We start from the raw sequence: 20,354 nt of genomic DNA, 5'->3' as shown, positions 1-20,354 counted from the left end.
ATGCGATGCTGAAAATTGAAAACCTCCACGCCGAGATTGACGGCAAGCCGATCCTCAAGGGCCTGACGCTCGAGGTCAACGCGGGCGAAGTCCATGCGATCATGGGACCGAACGGCGCGGGCAAGTCGACGCTAGGCTATGTGCTGGGCGGGCGTCCGGGGTATGAAGTGACCGAGGGTTCGGTGACGTTCGATGGCGTCGACCTGCTCGAGCTGGAGCCGAACGAGCGCGCTGCGGCGGGCCTGTTCCTGGGCTTCCAGTATCCGGTCGAAATCCCCGGCGTGTCCAACGTCCAGTTCCTGCGCGAGAGCCTGAACGCGCAGCGCGGGCAGCGCGACGAAAAGCCGCTGTCGGGGGCCGAGTTCCTGAAGCTCGCCCGCGCGCAGGCCGATGGGCTGGGGCTGAACCAAGACATGCTCAAGCGTCCGGTCAATGTCGGCTTCTCGGGCGGCGAAAAGAAGCGCAACGAGATGGTCCAGATGGGCATCCTGAACCCCAAGTTCGCGATCCTTGATGAAACGGACTCGGGCCTCGACATCGACGCGTTGCGCATCGTCGGCGACGGCATCAACCGGATCATGCGCGCCCCCGACAAGGCGGTGTTGCTGATCACCCACTATCAGCGGCTGCTCGACTATGTGCAGCCCGACCGGGTGCATGTGCTGGCGGATGGCCGCATCGTGCGCTCGGGCGGCCCCGAACTCGCGCTCGAACTGGAGCGGGAAGGCTATGCGGGCGTCGAGGGAGCGGCGGCGTGACGACCACGCTGGAACTCCCTTCGACGCGCGAAGAGGCGTGGCGCTGGGCCGATATCGACGCGCTGCGGCGCGCGGCGGAGAGCGAGCGGGCGGTGCCGGTCGCGGGGGCGGATCGCTTTCTCGATCTGCCGGGCGCACGGTTGTTGTTCGTGGACGGCGTGCTGGATGAAAGCGCCAGCCATCTCGGTCCGGTCCAGCTGACTCAGATCGACGCGAGCGACCACCCGCTCGGGCGCCAGGCGCTGGGCCGTGGCTGGTCGCTGCGGCTGGACCGCGACGCCGTCGCCGATCCGGTGCAGATCGTCCATGTCGCCAGCGGTGCGGCCAATCATCTGCCCGCCGAGATCGTGCTGGCCGAGGATTCGGCGGCGCAGGTCTATGAGACCTATGTCGGGCGCGGCTGGACCAACCGGCTGACCCGAGTAAAGCTGGCGGCGTCGGCGCGGCTGATGCGCGCGGTGCGTCTGTTGCAGGACGACGGCTTCGTGTCGCTGCGCGAGGAAGCCGAGCTGGGCGAGGGCGCGAGCCTGACCGCGACCTTCCTGGCCGCCGGGAACATGGGCGCGCGGATCGACGGCGGGATCACCCAGACCGGCGACGGCGCCTATGCCGAGTTCGGCGGCGCGCTGCTGACCAAGGGTGAATTGAAGCAGGAGTGCGCCGTGGCCTTGCGCCATGCCGCGCTGAACGGCCAGAGCCATCAGCTGTGGCGCGCGGTCGCCGCCGATCGCAGCCAGGCGAGTCTCGCCGCGCGCGTCGAAGTGGCGCGTGATGCGCAGAAGACCGATGGCGAACAGAGCTTGCGCGGTCTGTTGCTCCAGCGGACGGCGACGGTGAATCTGAAGCCCGAGCTGGAAATTTTCGCCGACGACGTGAAGTGTGCACATGGCGCAACGGTGGGCGAGCTGGATGCCAAGGCGCTGTTCTACATGCAGAGCCGTGGCATTCCGAAGCCGCGCGCGCAGGCGCTGCTGACCCGCGCCTTCGTGGCGGATGCGATCGACCGGATCGGCAACGAGGTGGTGCGCGAAGCCTTTGCGGCGGATGCCGACGCCTGGCTGGAGGCGGCGCTTTGACGAGCGCCGCGCCTCTCGACCGGGTGGCGGATTTTCCGGCGATCCCGGACGGCTGGGCCTATCTCGACACCGCCGCGACCGCGCAGAAGCCGCAAGCCGTGATCGACGCGATCACGCGCGCCTATGACACCAGCTATGCCACGGTGCATCGCGGCGTCTATCAGCGTTCGGCCGACATGACCGTCGCCTATGAGAAGGCGCGCGAGGCTACGGCGCGGTTCATCGGTGCGGGGTCGGCGAACGAGATCGTCTTCACGCGTGGCGCGACCGAGGGGATCAACCTCGTCGCGCAATGCTGGGCCGCGACCCAGTTGAAAGCAGGCGATCGCATCCTGCTCTCAATGCTGGAGCACCACTCCAACATCGTGCCGTGGCAGATGGTCGCCGAGCGGCTGGGCGTCGCGATCGACGTGCTGCCGCTGACGGCGGACCACCGCATCGATCTGGACGCGATGGCGCGGATGTTGACGCCCGCGCACAAGCTGGTGTCGCTGGGCCATGTGTCGAACGTGCTGGGCTCGGTGCTCGACGGGCGGCGCGCGGCCGACCTGGCGCATGAGGTCGGTGCGAAGATCCTGCTCGACGGGTGCCAGGCGGTGCCGCGCATCGCGGTCGATGTGAAGGCGCTGGACTGCGACTTCTATGTCTTCTCTGGCCACAAGCTCTATGGCCCGACCGGCATCGGCGTGCTGTGGGCGCGGCCCGAGCTGCTCGACGCCATGCCGCCCTATCAGGGGGGCGGATCGATGATCGACCGGGTGAGCTTCGAGAAGACGACCTATGCCCCGCCGCCCGGCCGGTTCGAGGCGGGGACGCCGCATATTGTCGGTGCGTTGGGGCTGCACGCCGCGATCGACTATGTGTCGGCCATCGGGTTGGACGCGATCCATGCGCATGAGGCGGCGCTGGTGGCGCAGGCGCGCGAGGGGCTGTCGGCGATCAACACGGTGCGGCTGCTGGGGCCGGAAGACTCGGCGGGAATCGTCAGTTTCGCGGTCGAGGGGGTTCATCCCCACGACATCGGCACCATATTGGACGAGAGCCGGGTAGCGATCCGCGCAGGGCACCACTGCGCGCAGCCGCTGATGGACGCGCTCGGCCTGCCTGCCACCGCACGGGCCAGTTTCGGCGTATATAACGGACCCGATGACGTCGCGGCGCTGGTGGATGGCGTCCGGCGGGTCACGAGGATTTTCGGATGAGCGATTATAGAATCGAGGAAGTGGACAGCGTGGCGCAGCCGCCCAAGGCGCGCGTGCAGGATGTTGTCGAGGCACCGGCGGAGCGGCAGCGCGATTACCTGTCCGGCTTCCTCTCGCAAAAGCCGACCGCCGACGATCCGACCCAGCCGGGTGGGGCGCTGTATGACGGCATCATCGACGCGCTGAAGGATATTTTCGACCCCGAAATACCGGTCAACATCTATGACCTGGGGCTGATCTACGGCGTCGAAGTGACCGAGGGCGGCCATGCCGTCGTCACCATGACGCTGACCACCCCGCATTGTCCGGTCGCCGAGTCGATGCCGGGCGAGGTCGAACTGCGCGTCTCGGCGGTGCCAGGGATCGCGACCGCCGACGTCAACCTGGTCTGGGACCCGCCCTGGGACCCGCAGAAGATGTCGGACGATGCCAAGCTCGAATTGGGGATGCTCTGACCATGGCGACCACCCTGCGCCCGCGTCCCGCCGCGCTGAACCTGACTCCGTCCGCCGAGACACGAATTGCCGACCTGATGGCGCGTGCGCCGGAGGGGGCGATCGGGGTGAAGCTGTCGACCCCGCGCCGGGGTTGTTCGGGGCTGGCCTATTCGGTCGATTACGTCACCGAGGCCAAGGCGTTCGACGAGAAGATCGATACGCCGGGCGGCACTTTGTTCGTCGACGGTGGATCGATCCTGTACCTGATCGGCTCGACCATGGATTGGGTCGAAGACGACTTCACCGCCGGGTTCGTGTTCCAGAACCCGAACGCCAAGGGCGCGTGCGGGTGCGGGGAAAGCTTTACGGTTTGAGGTGAAGGTTTCCCCTTCGCCATCGTTCAGGCGGAACGGAGGTTAGGATGCCCTCTCTCTTCCGATGCGAGAGGGAAGGGGGCCGCCCATCGTCGGTGGGTAGGGAGGGTGAGGGCAGTAATTTAAACCCGGTGGTCCAACTTCAGGCTGGCCCCATCCCACTCCACCGCCAGATCGCGATAATCGGTCACCATCACATGAGTGGTGTCCATCGGATGACGATGCGTCTGGCTGACGACCACCACCGCCATCCCCGCCGCCTCTGCCGCAGCGATCCCGGCGGGGGCGTCCTCGAATGCCAGGCAATCCTGGGGCGCGACGCCCAGCCGCTTTGCCCCCAGCAGGAAGCCATCGGGCGCAGGCTTGCTCCGCTCCGCATCCTCCGCCGTCACGAATACGCCCGGTAGCGGCAGCCCGGCCGCCTTTAGCCGTACCTCCGCCAGCCGCCTGGGCGCGGAGGTCACGATCGCCCAGCGATCGGGCGGAAGCGCGGCCAAGAATGCGCCTGCGCCGCCGATCGGGTCGACATCGTCGACATCCAGCATCTCCGCCTCGGTCAGCGCATGGGCCTCCGCCACCGGATCGACGCCGGGCAGGTTCAGCCGCCGGATCGTCTCAACCGACTGAACGCCATGAATGGTCGGCAGGAACGCCGCGACGTCCAGCCCCTGCCGCGTCGCCCAAGCGGTCCAGGCGCGTTCGGCGGACGCGATCGAACTCAGGATCGTCCCGTCCATGTCGAACAGGAATCCGCCGAAGCGGCGGGTCGGCAGGGGGGTCATTGGGGCGTGGTCATCCCGCTCAGTTGGCCTGGAACACGCCGCAGGCGATGCGGCCGCCGCTATTGCCGCTGGGGTCGGTCTTGAGGTCGTCGGCCCCCGCATGGATCACGATCGCCGAGCCGTCCGCATCGAGCAGCCCCGCCATGGTCGCACCGGGCAGCACGACGCCGAGCGTTCCGCGCCCGTCATTGCCGACGGTCATGTTGGGCATGTCGCCTTCATGCGGACCCTGCGGGTTCATGCTGCCATGCTGGCGCTGCGTGGGGTTCCAGTGGCCGCCCGCCGTGGTAAAGTCCGGCGCGTCGCAGCGGCCGACGGTGTGGACATGGACGCCGTGCATCCCCGCAGGCACGTTCATCGCGTCGAGCGTCACGCGAAGCCCGCCCGCCACCTCGGTCGCGGTGGCGCGGCCCGCGTCCGCGCCGGTCGCGGTCTTCAGCATCGCGGTCGCGCTCGCGCCGTTCGGCGTGGGGGAGCCCGTCTCCATCTTGGTCTGGTCGCAGGCGCCCAGGCCCAGCGCGACGGTGCCGATGGTCAACAGCGTGAGATATTTCATGACGGAAGCTCCCTGTTCGATACGGATGTTTGCGGCGTGTTACCCGCCGGTTTCAAGCGGCCAACGCATCACGGGTTCATAGGATGCGCCGCCATGCCCCAGATGGCTTTGATAGAGGACCAGATGCTCCATGGCGAAGGGCGCGCTCGACAGGCCCGCATGGACCGCGCGCCATCCCTCGATCTCGGGCGTGCGTCCGGCCGAGCCGGGCAGGCGAGCGAGCGTGATGTGTGGCAGATAGGCCCGCGATTCGGGCGAGATCCCTGCGCGGACGCAGGCCTGATCGACCTTGCGGTGCAGATGGATCAGCGCATCGTGCGGCGTGACCCCCGCCCAAAGCGTATCGACCCGCCCTTTGCGATCGAAGGTGCCGACACCCGAAATCCGCAACCGGGGCGCGGGCGCATGGACCTGTCCCAGCGCGGCGGCGATGTCTTCGGCCACGGGGCGGTCGACCTCGCCGATGAAGCGCAGGGTCAGGTGCAGCTGCTCGTCATCCTGCCAGCGGGCCTGGGGAACGCCGTCCATGGCGTCGGCGAGTTGGTCGCGAATGGCGCGCGGCGGGCGAAGGGCGACGAACAGGCGATGCATGACAAAATATGTCTATCGCATTCCGTAAGCGCCACGGGAACCTCTTGTGCTTGAAAAGCGTCGCGGAGAGAGCGATATTTCCATCAACCGGCATATGGCCGGGCAAAGGAGCAATAGTTCACCATGGCAAACTGGTCTGATCCACGGCCGAGCGCCGCGCCGTTCGGAACCACCGCCACCACGGGCTCGACCGCCTATGATGCGGGTCTGCGTTCGTACATGCTGTCCGTCTATAACTACATGACGTCGGGCGTGCTGCTGACGGGTATCGTCGCGCTGCTCTTCGCATGGGGTGGGCGCGACAGCATGGCCGCGCAGGTCTTCCTGCATGGCGGCGCGCTGAAATATGTCATCATGTTCGCGCCGCTGGGCTTCGTGTTCGCGCTGAGCATGGGCGTGACCCGCATGAAGACCTCGACGATGCAGCTGCTCTTCTGGGCGTTCGCGGTCGTCATGGGGCTGTCGCTGTCGACCATCTTCCTGGTCTATAGCGGCGGTTCGATCGCAGGGGCGTTCTTCGCCACCGCAGCGGGCTTCGCGGCGCTAAGCCTCTATGGCTACACCACCAAGCGTGACCTGTCGGCCTTCGGCACCTTCCTGATCATCGGTCTCGTCGGCCTGATCGTCGCCAGCATCATCAACATCTTCCTCCAGTCGGGGACGATGGGCCTGGTCATCAGCTTCGTCGGCGTACTGCTGTTCGCTGGGCTGACCGCCTATGACACGCAGCGTACCAAGTCGATGTATTACGAGGTGCGCGGCACGTCGATGCAGGACCGCGTGGTCATCATGTCGGCGCTGAGCCTGTATCTCGACTTCATCAACATGTTCATGTTCATCCTGCGTCTGACCGGCTCCAGCCGCGACTGATCGGATCGGACGGACTGATCTCAAGGGCTCGGCGGAGTGTCCGCCGGGCCTTTTTTCGTGAGAAGGGGATTCGGCGATGCGCCTGTCGATTGAGGTGGCGCTCGACTATAGCCTGACGAGCCCGGCCGATATCCTGCTCCAGATTGAGGCGGCGGCGACGCCCGACCAGCGGCTGGAGCATCAGTCGCTGACCATCTGGTCCGATCACCCGGTAACCGCCGTACGGGGCGAAGACGGGATAGGCCAGCGTTGCTGGGTGCGTGCGGATCATGGCCTGGTTGCCCGGTACGAAGCGGTGGTTGCGATCGAGCGCCCCGTCCTCCGGCTGGAGGGGCTGGCGGCGACCTCGGCAAGGGCGCTGTCGGGCGACCTCATCCCCTATCTGTTGCCCAGCCGTTATTGCGAGTCGGATCGGCTGGAGGGGTTCGTTCGCCAGCGCTTTTCCGGGCTGAGCGGCGGTACGATGGCGGCGGCGCTGGCCGATTGGGTCCAGACCAGGCTGACCTATCAGGCGGGCAGTTCGAGTGGCACGATCACCGCGCTCGATACCTTCGGTATGCGCAGCGGGGTGTGCCGCGATTATGCGCATCTTCTGGTCGCGCTGGCCCGCGCTGCGGAGATACCGGCACGCTGCGTCGCGGCCTATGCGCCGGGCGTCGACCCGCCCGATTTCCATGCGGTCGCCGAGCTGTGGCTGGAGGGCGGCTGGCATCTCGTCGATGCAACCGGCATGGCGCACGCCGACGAGATTGCCCGGGTATGCGTCGGTCGGGATGCGACCGACATCGCCTTCATGACCGTCTTCGGCGAAGCGCGCTTTTGCGATCAACGCGTTACGGTCCGGCGGTTGGACTAGGCCCGGCAGGAACGGTTGTCCGATCTGGCTCGTTGATCCTGTCCACTATGATGGGGAAGTGACATGAACGACAGCATCGACGATCGCGCGTTGGACAGCGTCTCGGTCGCGCCGGGCGGCGAGCAGGCCGAGCAGGGCAACCGTCCGCGTCCGCCCGAACAGGATGCCGGGCAGGACTCCGACATCACGGAGAGCCTCGACAAGAACCCCGAGGATATCGACGCGCAGCTCGACGAGAGCCTGGACGAGTCGATGGACGCGAGTGATCCGCCCTCCAACACCCAGCCTGGCCGTGACGGCCCTGCCGAGTCGTCGGGCTATACCGACGAGGATCGCTGATCCGGCGACGATGACCGGGCGGGGGCCTTTTCCCGGCCTTCGCCACGGCGCCGTCTGGTCGGCAAAGGTCAGCCGTTGCGCAGTCGCAACAAGCTTTGTGATTGTGTCGTGCAGCGCACGTCGAACAGGAAATTGATTGCCCCGATGGCCGTTCGTCGCAATCTATGTTGCGGCGCGGCGCATTTCATGTTCGTTTGTCTTCCGCCGGTTCAGCGTTGCGTTAACCAATTGAGCGCATGATGATCGGGTTGGTTCGATTGGGCGGGGTGATGATATGGGATCAAGGAGCAGACCGGCCGAAGGCGCGATGACCTTGGCGGAAATGAAGGAATTTGCGGGCTTCGCGGCGTCGACGCAGCGTTATATCCGCCGGTCGCTCGACATCGGGCTGGACCGCGAGGATGCTATGGTGCGCTGGTCGCGCGATGTCGTCGAGGCGGCAAGCATCCGCGCCCAGGCCCGATTGTATCGCAGCCTGCCCGAGATTCGTCACCTGATCCCGGTCGACAGCGGCCTCGAGGCGCTGGAGCCCTTCATGGCGCCGTTCGTGACCATTGCAGCTTTCGACTTGGGGCAGGGGCGGCTGACCAGCTTCTCGGCCTTTCGGTTCCTGTATGAGCGGCTGATCGGGGCCGAGGTGCGCCCGTGGCTGCCGTCGGTGTTCTGCGCGGCGGCGGCGTTGCCGCATCTGCATCCGGAATTGCGGCGGAAGCTGCTTCAGTCGATCAGTGAGGCGGCGGCGACTGCGGCAGGCTGGTCGAGCCGTCAGCCTGCCTTCTTCCCGCATTGGGTCGAGAAGGTCGACACTAACGGCACGTCACTGGCCAATTGATGGGGCGGCGATGACGGGCCGGGGGGGCTCCGTCATCGATCCTGTTCCTCCCCCATGAGGGGAGGAATCACCTCAACGGCACGCCCGCCAGCCCATCGCGCCACGATAGGCCTGGTCCAGGTGGAAATGGTCGGCGTGCGCGGCATTGTAATCGGGCGATAGGGTCGTCGCGAACAGATCACACGCCCGGTCGCGGACCCGGTGCAGGAATTGCCCCGCGGCGCCCTTGTCCTTCCAATCGCGCACGACGCTGATCCGGCGTCCGTCTTTCAGGCGAAAGCCCGCGATATCGACGGCATTGGCGCGGGCGTGTTCGCTCCAGTCGCTGCCGCTCCGGCCGCTGATCCGGCGGCAGTTATAGCTACCTAGATGATCGACCGCGACGACCGTGCTGCCCAGCAATTCGCGGGCGGCAGGCTGGACCGCGTCCCATTCCCACAGCGCCAGCGAGGCGGCGACCGGGCAGGAGATACCAAGCGTCGCCGGCTGATAGCGGATCGCCCGTGCCCCGCCCGGGGTGAATCTGACCGCATCGTCATAGCCGCATTGCGCGCCGTCCGAGCGGCCGGGAAGCGCATTGTAGCGGATACCTGCCCGGTCCAGCAGCCCCATACATTGCGCCTTGTCCCGGGTCAGTGCGGTCAGCTTGCGCCCGGTGAACATCCCCACCGGCTGGCCGAGGTCGAGCGGCGCCCAGGGTACGTCTTGCGGATTGCGCCGCGCCCAGCCCCATAGCAGCAACGCAAGCATCGCCAGCCCTGCGAGCACGACCAACAGGATCGTCCATCGCCGGAGCGCCCGCATCACCCGCGTTTCGCGCTGGCGACGGGCTCGGAGGTGATCGGATAGCCCAGATCGTCGGGGATACAAATGGATGGCACGCCGTCACGCTCCGCCTGAAAGGGGATGATCCGTCGGATCGGCCAGGCCCGCGCATCGGCGGCGGCGGAAGGGAAATCGCGAAACAGCGCCAATCGTTCCAGCGTCCGGCGCGTGGGGAAGATGATCCGGATGGCGCCGCTGTCCGCCTGGGCCAACGCCTCGTGCGCGGTCATCCAGACGGCGCGTACCGTCTCGGCACCGTCGATCGCGGGTTCGGAGGCTCCGCGTGCGATCGCCGCCAGATAAAAGCGCGCGTCAAACCGGCGGACGGGTACGTGCTCGGGGCACCAGCGGGCGAACGGCGTCAACACATGGGTGTCGATCGTCAGCCTGTGATCGACCAGCGTCTGCGCAAAGGATCGCCCCTTCGCCATCGCCGCGCGCAGGTCGGTCAGCGTGGCCGCATCGGGCGACGGCGACAGTCCGATGCTCAGGCCGACCTCCTCGATCGTTTCGCGGATCGCGGCAATCCGGGCCGCCGATTCTTCGGGATCGGGGTCATGGGGGGAAAGGAGCGCATGATCGCCCGGATCCACCCGCCCGCCGGGAAAGACCATCGCGCCGCCGAGAAAGGCGAGCGTGGCGCCGCGCTCGACCATCAGGATTTCGGGGAGGGAAGCGATCTCTGCCCCCTCGCGCATCAGGATCAGGGTCGCGGCAGGGATGGGATCAGGAGGCATCATCGGTCCGGCACGATCACGAGGGCGGCGAGAATGGACGATGCAAGGGGAAGCGGGGTGGTGGAGCTGAGGGGAATCGAACCCCTGACCTCTGCAGTGCGATTGCAGCGCTCTCCCATCTGAGCTACAGCCCCGCCCCGTAATCCGACCATGGTCGGGAGCGACGCCATTAGCCCGTGATCGGGGGCGACGCAACAGCGCTTTGCAGACGCAACCCAAAATTTTTGAGGCGCTTTCGGCCTCCTGCATCACTCCGTCCGTCGCTGCTGGCACGGGGGCGACGGAACATGTCTTGATGTGCCTCATTGAAACATCCGGAAGGCACGGCCCGCCGGACGAGCGGCGTCGGCCCCCGCAGGACCGAATTTCAGGAGGGTTTAGGATGGCTTACGACCGCTATTCCCGCGACGCCAATCGTGGCGACCGCGACTTCGACTACGGCCGGGATTATGGCTCGGGGCGCGACTACACCTATTCGAGCGCGCGCGAATATGACGCGGCGGGTGCGTATGACGACGACCGCAACGACAGCCGGAACGAAGGCCGTCGTGGCTATGGCGCGCGCGACTATGGTCATCAGGGCTATGGCCGCCAGGGCTATGACCGCGACAGCTATCGCGGGTCGCGCCAGGACTTTGGTGGCCGTCAGAATGAAGGCCGCTATGGCGAGGGTCGTTCGGGCCAATACGGCGCCTATCGCGGCGACGGCAACTCCGGCCGTGACTATGGTCGCGAAGGCTATCGCGGCGGGTCGAACTATGGCGATTCGTCGCGTGGCTATGGCTATACCGGCGACCGTTACGGCCGCGACGATCGCCAGGAGCGCAGCGATTACGGTCGTGCCGATTATGGCCGGGCGGATTATGGTCGTGCGCAGTCGGGGCGCGACTATGGCCGCCAGCCGCAGGGCTATGATTACGAGGATCGCGGCTTCTTCGCGCGCGCCGGGGACGAGGTGCGCTCGTGGTTCGGCGACGAGGAGGCGGAGCGCCGCCGCGATGCCGATGCCCGCTATGACGAGCGCTATTACGCGCAACAGGATCATGACTATAACCACTGGCGCTCGGGCCAGATCGCCGCGCTCGACCGCGATTATGACGAATATCGCAGCGAAAACCGCACCAAGTTCCAGAATGAGTTTTCGAGCTGGCGCACCGAGCGCGAAGGCCAGCGCGGCCTGCTGCCCCAGGTGAAGGAGCATCAGGAAGTCGTTGGTTCGGACGGCAGCCATGTCGGCACGGTCGACAAGGTGCGCGGCGACCGCATCCTGCTGACCAAGAATGATAAGGATGCTGGCGGCCAGCACCACTCCATCCCATCGCGCTGGCTGAAGTCGGTCGATGACAAGGTCACGCTGACCAAGACCGCCGACGAAGCCAAGGCTCAGTGGCGCGACGAGGAAAATGCGCGCGCCATGTTCGGCGACCGCACCAATGAAAACGACCGTTACGGTCAGGCGAACCGCTATGGTCAGAGCGGCGGCCAGACCGGCGGCCAGGCGAGCGGTTACGGCCAGAGTGCGACCGGTACGACCAGCGCCACCCAGAACAGCACCGGCACGGCCACGAGCAGCACGGCGACGAGCGGCACCGGGACGACCTCGGACACGAATCGGGGCTTCTGATAAGGAAAAACGTCACTTAACGGTGACTTTCCCTGAAGGGCTCGGGTGGTTTTCACCCGAGCCCTTTCCATGTCTGCGGCAGGTTATGAAAGGATATGACGATGAAGGCTTGGACGCTGGCGGCGCGCCCCAAGGGTACCCCCATGCCGAACGATTTCGCGTTGGTGGAGCGCGACCTGCCCGCCCTGAACGAGGGCGAGGTGCGGGTCGCCAATTGCTGGCTGTCGGTCGACCCCTATATGCGCGGTCGGATGAACGACACGAAGAGCTATGTCCCGCCCTTCGCGTTGGGTGAACCGATGCAGGGCGGTGCGATCGGCGAAGTGGTCGAGAGCCGCGCCGACGGCATCGCGGTCGGCACCACGGTCAGCCATATGGCGGGCTGGCGTGACGAGGCGGTGTTGCCCGCCGCACATGTCCAGCCGCTCCCCGATCTCGGTGTCGATCCGCAGGCCTATCTGGGTCAGTTCGGGATGCCGGGCATGACCGCCTATTACGGCCTTCTCCAGGTGGCCGAGGCCAAGCCGGGCGATACCGTGTTCGTCTCGGCGGCGGCAGGCGCGGTCGGCTCGACGGTGGTGCAGATCGCCAAGGCCAAGGGCATGACCGTGATCGGCTCGGCGGGTGGCGCGGAGAAGTGCGAGTGGGTGCGCTCGCTCGGCGCGGATGCGATGATCGATTATAAGGCGGGCCAGTCGGTGGTCGAGGCGCTCGGCGAAGCTGCGCCCGATGGCATCGATGTGTACTTCGACAATGTCGGCGGCGATCATCTGGACGCCGCGCTGGCCCATGCCAAGCTGAATGCGCGTTTCGCGATTTGCGGGATGATCGACGTCTATAACGACGCCAAGCCGACGAGCCTGAAGTATCTGGCCCGGCTGATCGGCAATCGCGTGCGGATTCAGGGCTTCATCGTCAGCGATTTCAAGGATCAGGCGGGTTTCCACCGCGACATGGCTGCGATGCTGAAGGACGGCCGCTTGCAGCGCGAGGAGACGGTGTTCGAGGGGCTGGACAAGACGCCTGAGGCGTTCCTGGCGCTGTTCACCGGCGGCAACAAGGGCAAGATGCTGGTGAAGCTGTAAGGGAGGACACTCTCCCTTTGCGCCCCCTCCCGCTTGCGGGAGGGGGCGTTTCATTGCTCAGATCGTGCCCGAAAACGTATCGCACTGCGCCGGGTCGCCCGTCTCCATGCCCCGGCGAAGCCAGCGCATCCGCTGTTCCGAGGTGCCATGGGTAAAGCTGTCAGGCACCACGCGGCCGGTGGCTTCGCGCTGGAGGGTGTCGTCGCCGATGGCGCGGGCGGCGGTCATGCCTTCCTCGACATCGCCCGGTTCCAGCCGGTCGCGGTTTTTCGCGGCCCAGACGCCCGCATAGCAGTCCGCCTGCAACTCCAGCCGCACCGACAGGGCATTGCCCTCTGCCTGACCCGCCGCCTGCTGCGCCTGGCGCACCTTGTCGGACGTGCCGAGCAGCGTCTGGATGTGATGGCCGAACTCATGCGCGACGACATAATAGCGGGCGAAATCACCCTTCGCGCCGAAGCGGTTGGCCAGCTCGTTGAAGAAATTGGTGTCGAGATAGATTTTGCGATCGGTCGGGCAATAGAAGGGGCCGACCGCCGATTGCGCCACGCCGCATCCCGACTGGGCGGTATTGCCGACGAAGAAGCGCAGGCCCGGCGGCTGGAAGCGCTGCCCCGAATCCGCGAAGATCTTCTCCCAGGTGTTGTCCGCATTGCTGAACGCGCGACAGGTGTCGCGGCGTTCGGGCGAGGCTTCGCAGATTTGACGGACGCTCTGGCCCGAAGACGAGTCGGCCGACCGGGTGGCGGGCGCATTGCCGCCGCCGTTGAGCAGGCCGAGCGGGTTCATGCCGACGACCGCCAGGATGATGAGCACGACGATGATCCCGCCGCATCCGAAGCGGCTGCCGATCAGCGGCAGCAGCCCGAAGAGCAGCCCACCGCCGCCGCCACCAAAGCCGCCGCCGCTCTGCGCTTCGCCGACATCGATGTCGTTGTCATAATCGTCGAGCCGCATCGTCGTCTCACCCCTTTGTCATACAGCCCGCCTATGCAGGTCTTTGCCGTGAGGTTGAACCCGCAAAGCCTTCCGGCGGTTGCACGGGTCGGCATCTGATCGCATGGTGTCGCGCATACCAAGGGAGAATGGCATGTTCCTCAAGGGCAAGACGGCGGTGATCTCGGGCTCGACTTCCGGAATCGGGCTGGCCTATGCCAAGGCGCTGGCCGCGGAGGGCGCGGCGGTCGTGCTCAACGGTTTCGGCGAGGCCGACGCGATCGAGGCGAACCGCGCCGGGCTGGAACGGGCCAGCGGTGCGGCGGCGCTCTATGACCCCGCCGACATGACCCAGCCCGACCAGATCGCCGCGATGATCGAACGGGCGGTGGCCGAGACGGGCTCGTGCGACATCGTCATCAACAATGCCGGTATCCAGCATGTCGCCCCGATCGCGGAATTCCCGGTAGAGAAATGGGATGCGATCATCGCGATCAACCTGTCCTCGGCCTGGCACATGATGCGCGCGGCGATCCCGCACATGCGGCAAAAGGGCTGGGGCCGGATCATCACCACCGCCTCGGCGCACAGCCTGGTCGCCAGCCCCAACAAGTCGGCCTATGTCGCGGCCAAGCATGGCGTGGTCGGCATCACCAAGACCGTGGCGCTGGAGGTGGCGACCGATGGCATTACTGCCAACTGCATCTCGCCCGGCTATGTCTGGACGCCTTTGGTGGAGAATCAGATTCCCGACACGATGAAGGCCCGTGGGATGAGCCGCGAGCAGGTCATCGATGAGGTCCTGCTGAAGGCGCAGCCGACGAAAGAATTCGTCACCATCGAACAGGTGGCGGCCCTCGCGCTGTTCCTCTGCCGCGATGAAGCCAAGTCGATCACGGGCGCCAATCTGTCGGTCGATGGCGGCTGGACCGCACAATGAAATGGCCGATGATCCTGTCGGGCGCGGTGCTGGCGGCGGGCGGCGTGGTGGAGGTCCAGGCGCAGCGGACCGAGCAGGCGAACGACTGGCGGCTGGCCGCGACCGAGGATGACCGGGTCCGCCTGCGCGGCTGGCGCAGCGCCTGGGTGAAGGGTCTGGCGCAGGCACGGACGGGCGGCGCGGCGGCGGAGATTGCGGCGTTGGGGTCGCTCGTCGATCCCGATCACTCGATCGCAGAGCCGGAACTGCCCGATGGCGATTATCGCTGCCGCACGATCAAGATGGGAACGCAGGGGCGCGCGACGCTGACCTATGTCGCCTATCCCTATTTCCGCTGCCGGGTGGCGGGCGGCGGCCAGCAACTGAGCAAGATCGACGGATCGCAGCGGCTGACCGGGCGTATCTATTCCGACACCGACGCGCGCAGCATCTTCCTGGGTACGATGATCCTGGGGGACGAGGAACGCTCCTATGCCTATGGCCGCGACCGGGCGCGCGACATGGCGGGGGTGGTGGAGCGGGTCGATCCGACTCACTGGCGGATCGCCTTTCCCTATCCGGCTTATGAATCGGTGGTCGACATTCTCGAACTGGTGCCCATCGCGCCCTGAACAGTCGCGGCATCGTCAACGGCCGGGGCAGCGGGCTGCGGCGTGACCGGCGCCACGGGCAGCGGCGGCAGCGAGGCGAGATAGGCCTTGCCGGGCTGTCCGATGACCGTGACCCGGTCGACATTGGCCTGCGCCACCGCCTTCAGATAGGATCGCGGCTTCTTCATCAGGTCGGGATGATCGAGCCCGACCAGCCCCAGCCGTTGCGCCGCTTCCTGGACGAAATGGACGCAGTTGCGCTCGTTGAGGTTGTATCGCGCGTCGCCGGTTTTCTCGTCCCAGGCCGCGACCAGCGCCAGGATGGCGGCATATTGCGCATCGGTCATCACATAGGAAAACTGCGCGTCGCTGGTCGAGATGTAGAAGGGCTTGGAGATGTCCAGACGTCCCTTGACCGTGCCCATCAGAATGGCGGGCGACACGGATTTGGCGGTGAAGCCGTAATTGGCATCGACCGGTTGGCCGGTGGCATCCACCGTACCGCGTAACGAGAAGAAGGCGTGCGGGAAGCTGTTCCCCAGCTCGTGGCTCCAGAAGGTGATCGTCACCGCGGCCTGGGCGGGCAGGGCATATGTCAGCGCCAGGAGCAGGACCGTGGCGAGTCGCAGGAGCATCGTCATGCCCCGTTCTTTAGCGCAGGATGCGGAGCCGTCGCAGCTGCATTCTCGCGCTTTTCCGGGCGGATATAGATGGATGACAGGCTGGGAACGGCCTGCCGGAGATCATCCTCCAATATCTCGATCATCGTTTCCGCGGTGCCCATCGGCAGGCTGTCGACGAAATCGGCACTGATCGCGGCGAAGATGCTGTCGGGCGCGGTGTGGATCGTGCGGACATGGTTGACGTGCGTGATCCAGGGGCGCGCGGCGACGATGCTGCGGATCGTCTCGACCACCTCCGGGTTGGCGCGCTCGCCGATCAACAGTCCCTTGGCCTCGCGCGCCAGCAGGATTGCGACCAGCCCCAGGACCAGTCCGATCAGGACCGAGGCGATGCCGTCGATCCGCGCATCGCCGGTCGCGTGGGACAGCCAGACGCCCAGCGCCGCGATGACCAGTCCCGCCAAGGCCGCCGAATCCTCGAACAGCACGATGAAGCCCGGCGGATCCTTGGAATCATGGATGGCGCGCCACCAGCCGCCATCCCCCTTGGTGCGCGAAAACTCCCGCACGGCGATGCTCCAACTCGCGCCTTCCAGCACAAAGGCGATGGCAAGCACGATATAATTGACCGTCGGATCGCGAAGGGGCTCCGGCGTCTGAATGTGCAGCCAACCCTCATAGATTGAAATGCCCGAGCCCAGAGCGAAGATCAGGATGGCGACGACGAAGGCCCAGAAATACAGCTCGCGGCCATAGCCGAAGGGATGGATCGCATCGGGGCCACGCCTGGCGCGCTTCTGGCCATAGAGCAGCAGGATCTGATTGCCGCTGTCGACCACCGAATGCACGCCTTCGGTCAGCATCGACGATGAGCCGGTGATACCGGCGGCGACGAACTTGGCGACGCCGATCCCCAGATTGGCCGCCAGCGCGCCGTACAGGACGATATTCTCGCGAATGCGCGCAGTCAGGCCGGTATCGGGCATGGCGCGTACAGCGTGCGATTGAAGCGCTTGTTCCGTGGGAAAGACAAACCCCGCCGAACGGGTTCGGCGGGGTCGCTTCCTTCCCCAAGGAAGAGCGGTGCACATTTCGACGTCCCTCACTATGAACGGAGCGTCGGCGTTATACCGTCATCCGTTCGGCCGGAGCGAAGCCGAAGGCCAAGGGATCACCTCACGACGCGATCCGTCCCAGCCGGTGGTACAGATGTGCGAACTTGACCGAGCGTGGGTCGTCAGCGACGCGCTTGACGTGTTCGGCGACAGCCTCCTTCATCAAGGCGAAGTCCTCCGTCGAGAAGACGGCGCGGCTGCGTTGCGGTTCGGTCTGCATGGCAATCTTTCCTTCTTCCAATGTCGATCAGGCGGCCTGGACGAATTGCGCGGCCTCGGTGGATTCGGCGAGCGCGGTGGTCGAACTGTCGCCGCCCGCGACCATTTGCGCGATCAGGTCAAAATAGCCGGTGCCCACCTCGCGCTGGTGGCGGGTCGCGGTATAGCCATGAGGCTCGGCGGCGAATTCGGCCTGTTGCAGCTCGGAATAGGCCGCCATGCCCCGGTCGCGGTAGCCGCGGGCCAGCTCGAACATGCCGTAATTGAGCTGGTGGAACCCGGCGAGCGTCACGAACTGGAACTTGTACCCCATCGCCCCGATTTCGCGCTGGAAGCGGGCGATGTCGTCGCGGTCGAGATTGGCCTCCCAATTGAAGCTGGGCGAGCAATTATAGGCCAGCATCTTGTTCGGATGCTCGCGCCGGATCGCCTCTGCGAAGCGGCGTGCATCGTCCAGATTGGGCTTCGACGTTTCCCACCACAACAGGTCGGCATGGGGCGCGAAGGCCAGGCCGCGCTTGATGCAATGGTCGACACCCGTGCCGTCCCTCAGGCGGAAGAAGCCTTCCGCCGTCCGCTCGCCGGTCAGGAATTCATGGTCACGCTCGTCCACGTCCGAGGTGATGAGTCGCGCGCTCTCGGCATCGGTGCGCGCACAGATGACGGTCGGCACGCCCGCGACGTCCGCCGCCAGCCGCGCGGCATTGAGGTTGCGGATATGCGCGGCGGTCGGGATCAGGACCTTGCCACCCAGATGCCCACACTTCTTTTCCGAGGCGAGTTGGTCCTCGAAATGCACGCCCGCCGCGCCCGCCGCGATATAGGCCTTCATGATCTCATGGCAGTTGAGCGGGCCACCGAAGCCGGCCTCGGCATCGGCGACGATGGGGGCGAACCAGTCGCGGGTCGCGCCGCCTTCGGCATGTTCGATCTGATCGGCGCGGGCAAGCGTCGCATTGATCCGCCGCGCCAGCTCCGGCCCGGCATTGGCCGGGTAGAGCGACTGATCGGGATACATCTGCCCTGCCGTGTTGGCATCCGCCGCGACTTGCCAGCCCGACAGATAAATCGCCTTCAGCCCGGCGCGGACCATCTGCATCGCCTGATTGCCCGACAGCGCGCCCAGTGCCGGGACATAATCCTCGGATTGGAGCAATTCCCACAATTTCAGTGCGCCGCGGCGGGCCAGCGTATGTTCGACCGCGATCGATCCGCGCAGCCGCGCCACATCGGCGGGGGTGTAGGGACGGGCGATGCCGTCAAACCGCCCAGCGGGGGCAGGGACCAAATCCTGGAAGCTCGGCATCGCATCGTCCTTTACAATTTGACTGTTTCTGACGACGAGATTGCCCCGTCGATGATCGATGGAGAAGGTGGAACGCACTTTCGCTGGGGTCACATCGTCGCTGATCTTTCTGTAAGGATCAGTCAATTTGTAAAGAATTGACAGTTCGTAGGTGACAGCGCAACCTGTCGTTCAAGGAGAGGGCAGTGAGCACAGCCAAGGTGATAGCGGGCCATGTCGTGCGGCGGCTGCGGCGGCAGAATGGTCTGTCACAGGCCGCGATGGCGGACATGCTGGACATCTCGCCCAGCTATCTGAACCTGATCGAGCGCAATCAGCGGCCCGTCTCGGCCGCGTTGCTGGTGCGGCTGGTCGAGACGTTCGACTTCGACCCGCGCGCCCTGACCAGCGATGCGCCGGGCGGGGGAGCGGCGGCGATGCGGCGGCGCCTGGCTGATCCGCTGTTCGCCGATCTGGAGATCGATCGCACCGAATTGGAGGAATGGCTGGCGGCCGCCCCCGGCGGTGCCGAAGCTTTCGCCCGCGCGTTCGACCGGCTGGCGGGCGCGGCGGGCGGAATGGCCGATGCGCCCGCCGCGCCCGACCCGACCATGGCCGTCCGGCGCGAGATCGAGCGGTGGCGCAATCATTTTCCCGATCTCGACGCCGCGGCCGAGTCGCTGGCCGACGAATTGCGGCTGGCGGCGGGCGATTTGTACGGCGCGCTGGCGGAGCGGCTGAGGGTTCGCCATGCCCTGTCCATCCGGGTGCTGCCGATCGACATCTTGCCCGACCGGCTCGTCCGGCTGGACCTTCATGCCCGACAGCTACAACTGTCCGAGATGCTGGAGGCCCCCGCACGGGTCTTTGCGCTTGCGGTTCAACTCGCCCAGTCCGAGGCGCGCGGCGAGATCGAGGCGCTGGCGCGGGGGGCGGCTTTTGGCGATCGGATCGCGGAGCGGCTGTTCCGGCGTTATCTCGCGCAATATTTTGCCGCCGCCATCGTCATGCCCTATGCCCGCTTCCTGCGCGCCTGCGAGGCGACGGGTTATGATCTGGCGATACTCCAGCGACGGTTCGGCGTCTCGTTCGAGCAACTGGCGCACCGGCTGACCACGCTGAACCGGGTCGGCGCGCGCGGGCTGCCCTTTTTTCTGTCACGCGTCGATAGGGCGGGGCAGGTGTCGAAGCGGTTGGCGGGGGCCGCGGACCCCGGTCTGGTCGAGGCGGAGGGTATGTGCCCGCTCTCGTCCGTCTTCCTGGCCTTCGACCGTAGCGGCGAACCGCTGGTCGAGATCGTCGTGATGCCTGATGGCGCGCGCTTCGTCACGCTGACGCACGCAACGTCGCGCGCCGGGCGGACGCTGTCGGGCGACTCCGGGCGATTCGCGATCATGCTGGGGCTGACGGCAGCGATGGCGGGACAGCTGGCGGCGATCCGGGGGCAGGACCCGATGAGCGGTCCGGCTACTCCCATCGGACCGGGCTGTCGCCGTTGCCTGCGGAGCGAGTGCCCGCAGCGCTCACACCCGCCGGTCGGGCGCGCGCTCTTGATCCACGAACGCGAAAGAGGCGTCACGCCGTTCAATTTCGTCGGAGATTGATTCGTCCCGGAAGTATCATTTGGCCATGTTCCCGGGGCAGGGTGTCTGTCGTCCGCTACGCCCCGCGCAGGGGCGTCGCGCCGCAGGTACCTGCCGCC

Annotated in this window: 24 protein-coding genes and 1 tRNA gene; 14 read left to right on the top strand and 11 right to left on the bottom strand. The window is 66.1% G+C overall.

Features of this window, described 5'->3' with window-relative positions:
* Positions 1–5: 5 nt before the first annotated feature.
* Genes sufC through GGR45_RS10585 form a run of 5 tightly spaced genes read left to right on the top strand, consistent with a single transcriptional unit; the run spans position 6 to position 3,847 of the window.
* Positions 6–758, top strand: coding sequence for a Fe-S cluster assembly ATPase SufC (gene sufC / locus GGR45_RS10605; RefSeq protein WP_175312552.1), 753 nt, complete (start codon positions 6–8; stop codon positions 756–758).
* The gene (locus GGR45_RS10600; protein ID WP_175312553.1) at positions 755–1,834 is read left to right on the top strand and encodes a SufB/SufD family protein; all 1,080 of its coding nucleotides are present in this window, start codon (positions 755–757) and stop codon (positions 1,832–1,834) included. Before sufC ends, GGR45_RS10600 begins: the two co-directional genes overlap by 4 nt.
* Positions 1,831–3,036, top strand: coding sequence for an aminotransferase class V-fold PLP-dependent enzyme (locus tag GGR45_RS10595; RefSeq protein WP_175312554.1), 1,206 nt, complete (start codon positions 1,831–1,833; stop codon positions 3,034–3,036). Before GGR45_RS10600 ends, GGR45_RS10595 begins: the two co-directional genes overlap by 4 nt.
* Positions 3,033–3,491, top strand: coding sequence for an SUF system Fe-S cluster assembly protein (locus tag GGR45_RS10590; protein ID WP_175312555.1), 459 nt, complete (start codon positions 3,033–3,035; stop codon positions 3,489–3,491). Before GGR45_RS10595 ends, GGR45_RS10590 begins: the two co-directional genes overlap by 4 nt.
* 2 nt (positions 3,492–3,493) lie before the next feature.
* Positions 3,494–3,847, top strand: a complete 354-nt coding sequence (locus tag GGR45_RS10585) for a HesB/IscA family protein (protein WP_175312556.1) — start codon at positions 3,494–3,496, stop codon at positions 3,845–3,847.
* 122 nt (positions 3,848–3,969) lie between these two features.
* On the opposite strand, the gene GGR45_RS10580 is transcribed toward GGR45_RS10585, so the two are convergent.
* The 3 genes from GGR45_RS10580 to thpR are packed head-to-tail and all read right to left on the bottom strand — an operon-like array spanning position 3,970 to position 5,776.
* Complete coding sequence (locus GGR45_RS10580; RefSeq protein ID WP_175312557.1) at positions 3,970–4,629, bottom strand: HAD-IA family hydrolase; 660 nt, start codon at positions 4,627–4,629, stop codon at positions 3,970–3,972.
* A gap of 19 nt (positions 4,630–4,648) precedes the next feature.
* Positions 4,649–5,185 (bottom strand): superoxide dismutase family protein, encoded by a 537-nt coding sequence (locus GGR45_RS10575; RefSeq protein ID WP_175312558.1) that lies wholly within the window; start codon positions 5,183–5,185, stop codon positions 4,649–4,651.
* Positions 5,186–5,224: 39 nt separating this feature from the next.
* Positions 5,225–5,776, bottom strand: a complete 552-nt coding sequence (thpR, locus tag GGR45_RS10570; protein WP_175312559.1) for an RNA 2',3'-cyclic phosphodiesterase — start codon at positions 5,774–5,776, stop codon at positions 5,225–5,227.
* Between the two features lie 123 nt (positions 5,777–5,899).
* On the opposite strand from thpR, the gene GGR45_RS10565 reads away from it, so the two are divergent.
* From GGR45_RS10565 to GGR45_RS10550, 4 genes are all read left to right on the top strand, one after another.
* Positions 5,900–6,646: a Bax inhibitor-1/YccA family protein gene (locus tag GGR45_RS10565; protein ID WP_175312560.1), complete on the top strand. Its 747-nt coding sequence runs from the start codon at positions 5,900–5,902 to the stop codon at positions 6,644–6,646.
* Positions 6,647–6,722: 76 nt separating this feature from the next.
* Positions 6,723–7,502, top strand: a complete 780-nt coding sequence (locus tag GGR45_RS10560; protein WP_175312561.1) for a transglutaminase-like domain-containing protein — start codon at positions 6,723–6,725, stop codon at positions 7,500–7,502.
* Between the two features lie 63 nt (positions 7,503–7,565).
* Positions 7,566–7,841: a hypothetical protein gene (locus tag GGR45_RS10555; RefSeq protein ID WP_175312562.1), complete on the top strand. Its 276-nt coding sequence runs from the start codon at positions 7,566–7,568 to the stop codon at positions 7,839–7,841.
* 274 nt (positions 7,842–8,115) lie between these two features.
* The gene (locus tag GGR45_RS10550) at positions 8,116–8,673 is read left to right on the top strand and encodes a hypothetical protein (RefSeq protein WP_175312563.1); all 558 of its coding nucleotides are present in this window, start codon (positions 8,116–8,118) and stop codon (positions 8,671–8,673) included.
* A 72-nt stretch (positions 8,674–8,745) separates the two neighbouring features.
* Here GGR45_RS10550 and GGR45_RS10545 read toward each other — a convergent pair whose 3' ends face one another.
* The 3 genes from GGR45_RS10545 to GGR45_RS10535 form a co-directional block, all read right to left on the bottom strand.
* On the bottom strand, positions 8,746–9,477 hold the full coding sequence (locus tag GGR45_RS10545; RefSeq protein ID WP_175312613.1) for an extensin-like domain-containing protein: 732 nt from the start codon (positions 9,475–9,477) through the stop codon (positions 8,746–8,748).
* Entirely contained in the window at positions 9,477–10,238 is a 762-nt protein-coding gene (locus tag GGR45_RS10540; protein ID WP_336621464.1) for an NUDIX hydrolase, read from the bottom strand. Before GGR45_RS10540 ends, GGR45_RS10545 begins: the two co-directional genes overlap by 1 nt.
* Before the next feature lie 55 nt (positions 10,239–10,293).
* A tRNA-Ala gene (locus GGR45_RS10535) sits at positions 10,294–10,369 on the bottom strand.
* A 248-nt stretch (positions 10,370–10,617) separates the two neighbouring features.
* Between GGR45_RS10535 and GGR45_RS10530 the strand changes: the two genes are divergently transcribed.
* Positions 10,618–11,859: a DUF2171 domain-containing protein gene (locus GGR45_RS10530; protein WP_175312564.1), complete on the top strand. Its 1,242-nt coding sequence runs from the start codon at positions 10,618–10,620 to the stop codon at positions 11,857–11,859.
* 95 nt (positions 11,860–11,954) lie between these two features.
* Positions 11,955–12,944: an NADP-dependent oxidoreductase gene (locus GGR45_RS10525; RefSeq protein WP_175312565.1), complete on the top strand. Its 990-nt coding sequence runs from the start codon at positions 11,955–11,957 to the stop codon at positions 12,942–12,944.
* A gap of 57 nt (positions 12,945–13,001) precedes the next feature.
* On the opposite strand, the gene ypfJ is transcribed toward GGR45_RS10525, so the two are convergent.
* Positions 13,002–13,901, bottom strand: coding sequence for a KPN_02809 family neutral zinc metallopeptidase (gene ypfJ / locus GGR45_RS10520; protein ID WP_175312566.1), 900 nt, complete (start codon positions 13,899–13,901; stop codon positions 13,002–13,004).
* A gap of 133 nt (positions 13,902–14,034) precedes the next feature.
* On the opposite strand from ypfJ, the gene GGR45_RS10515 reads away from it, so the two are divergent.
* On the top strand, positions 14,035–14,820 hold the full coding sequence (locus tag GGR45_RS10515; RefSeq protein ID WP_175312567.1) for a 3-hydroxybutyrate dehydrogenase: 786 nt from the start codon (positions 14,035–14,037) through the stop codon (positions 14,818–14,820).
* 8 nt (positions 14,821–14,828) lie between these two features.
* A complete protein-coding gene (locus GGR45_RS10510) occupies positions 14,829–15,431 on the top strand; it encodes a DUF4893 domain-containing protein (RefSeq protein WP_217498056.1) in 603 nt (200 codons plus the stop codon).
* Here the strand turns inward: GGR45_RS10510 and GGR45_RS10505 are convergent.
* The 4 genes from GGR45_RS10505 to aceA form a co-directional block, all read right to left on the bottom strand.
* Positions 15,383–16,051, bottom strand: a complete 669-nt coding sequence (locus GGR45_RS10505) for a hypothetical protein (RefSeq protein WP_175312569.1) — start codon at positions 16,049–16,051, stop codon at positions 15,383–15,385. The genes GGR45_RS10510 and GGR45_RS10505 overlap by 49 nt on opposite strands.
* A complete protein-coding gene (locus GGR45_RS10500) occupies positions 16,048–17,019 on the bottom strand; it encodes a cation diffusion facilitator family transporter (protein WP_175312570.1) in 972 nt (323 codons plus the stop codon). The genes GGR45_RS10505 and GGR45_RS10500 overlap by 4 nt, the downstream gene beginning before the upstream one ends.
* Positions 17,020–17,209: 190 nt before the next feature.
* The gene (locus tag GGR45_RS10495) at positions 17,210–17,368 is read right to left on the bottom strand and encodes a hypothetical protein (protein ID WP_175312571.1); all 159 of its coding nucleotides are present in this window, start codon (positions 17,366–17,368) and stop codon (positions 17,210–17,212) included.
* A 27-nt stretch (positions 17,369–17,395) separates the two neighbouring features.
* Positions 17,396–18,673 (bottom strand): isocitrate lyase, encoded by a 1,278-nt coding sequence (gene aceA / locus GGR45_RS10490; protein WP_175312572.1) that lies wholly within the window; start codon positions 18,671–18,673, stop codon positions 17,396–17,398.
* Between the two features lie 185 nt (positions 18,674–18,858).
* Here aceA and GGR45_RS10485 point away from each other — a divergent pair, with 185 nt between their 5' ends.
* On the top strand, positions 18,859–20,256 hold the full coding sequence (locus GGR45_RS10485; RefSeq protein WP_175312573.1) for a helix-turn-helix domain-containing protein: 1,398 nt from the start codon (positions 18,859–18,861) through the stop codon (positions 20,254–20,256).
* Positions 20,257–20,354 lie beyond the last annotated feature (98 nt).

The sequence above is a fragment of the Sphingomonas zeae genome (assembly GCF_014197135.1).
GTDB classification, from domain to species: domain Bacteria; phylum Pseudomonadota; class Alphaproteobacteria; order Sphingomonadales; family Sphingomonadaceae; genus Sphingomonas; species Sphingomonas zeae.
Note: the sequence above shows the minus strand (reverse complement) of the source record. Positions and strands in the feature narration are given on the sequence as shown.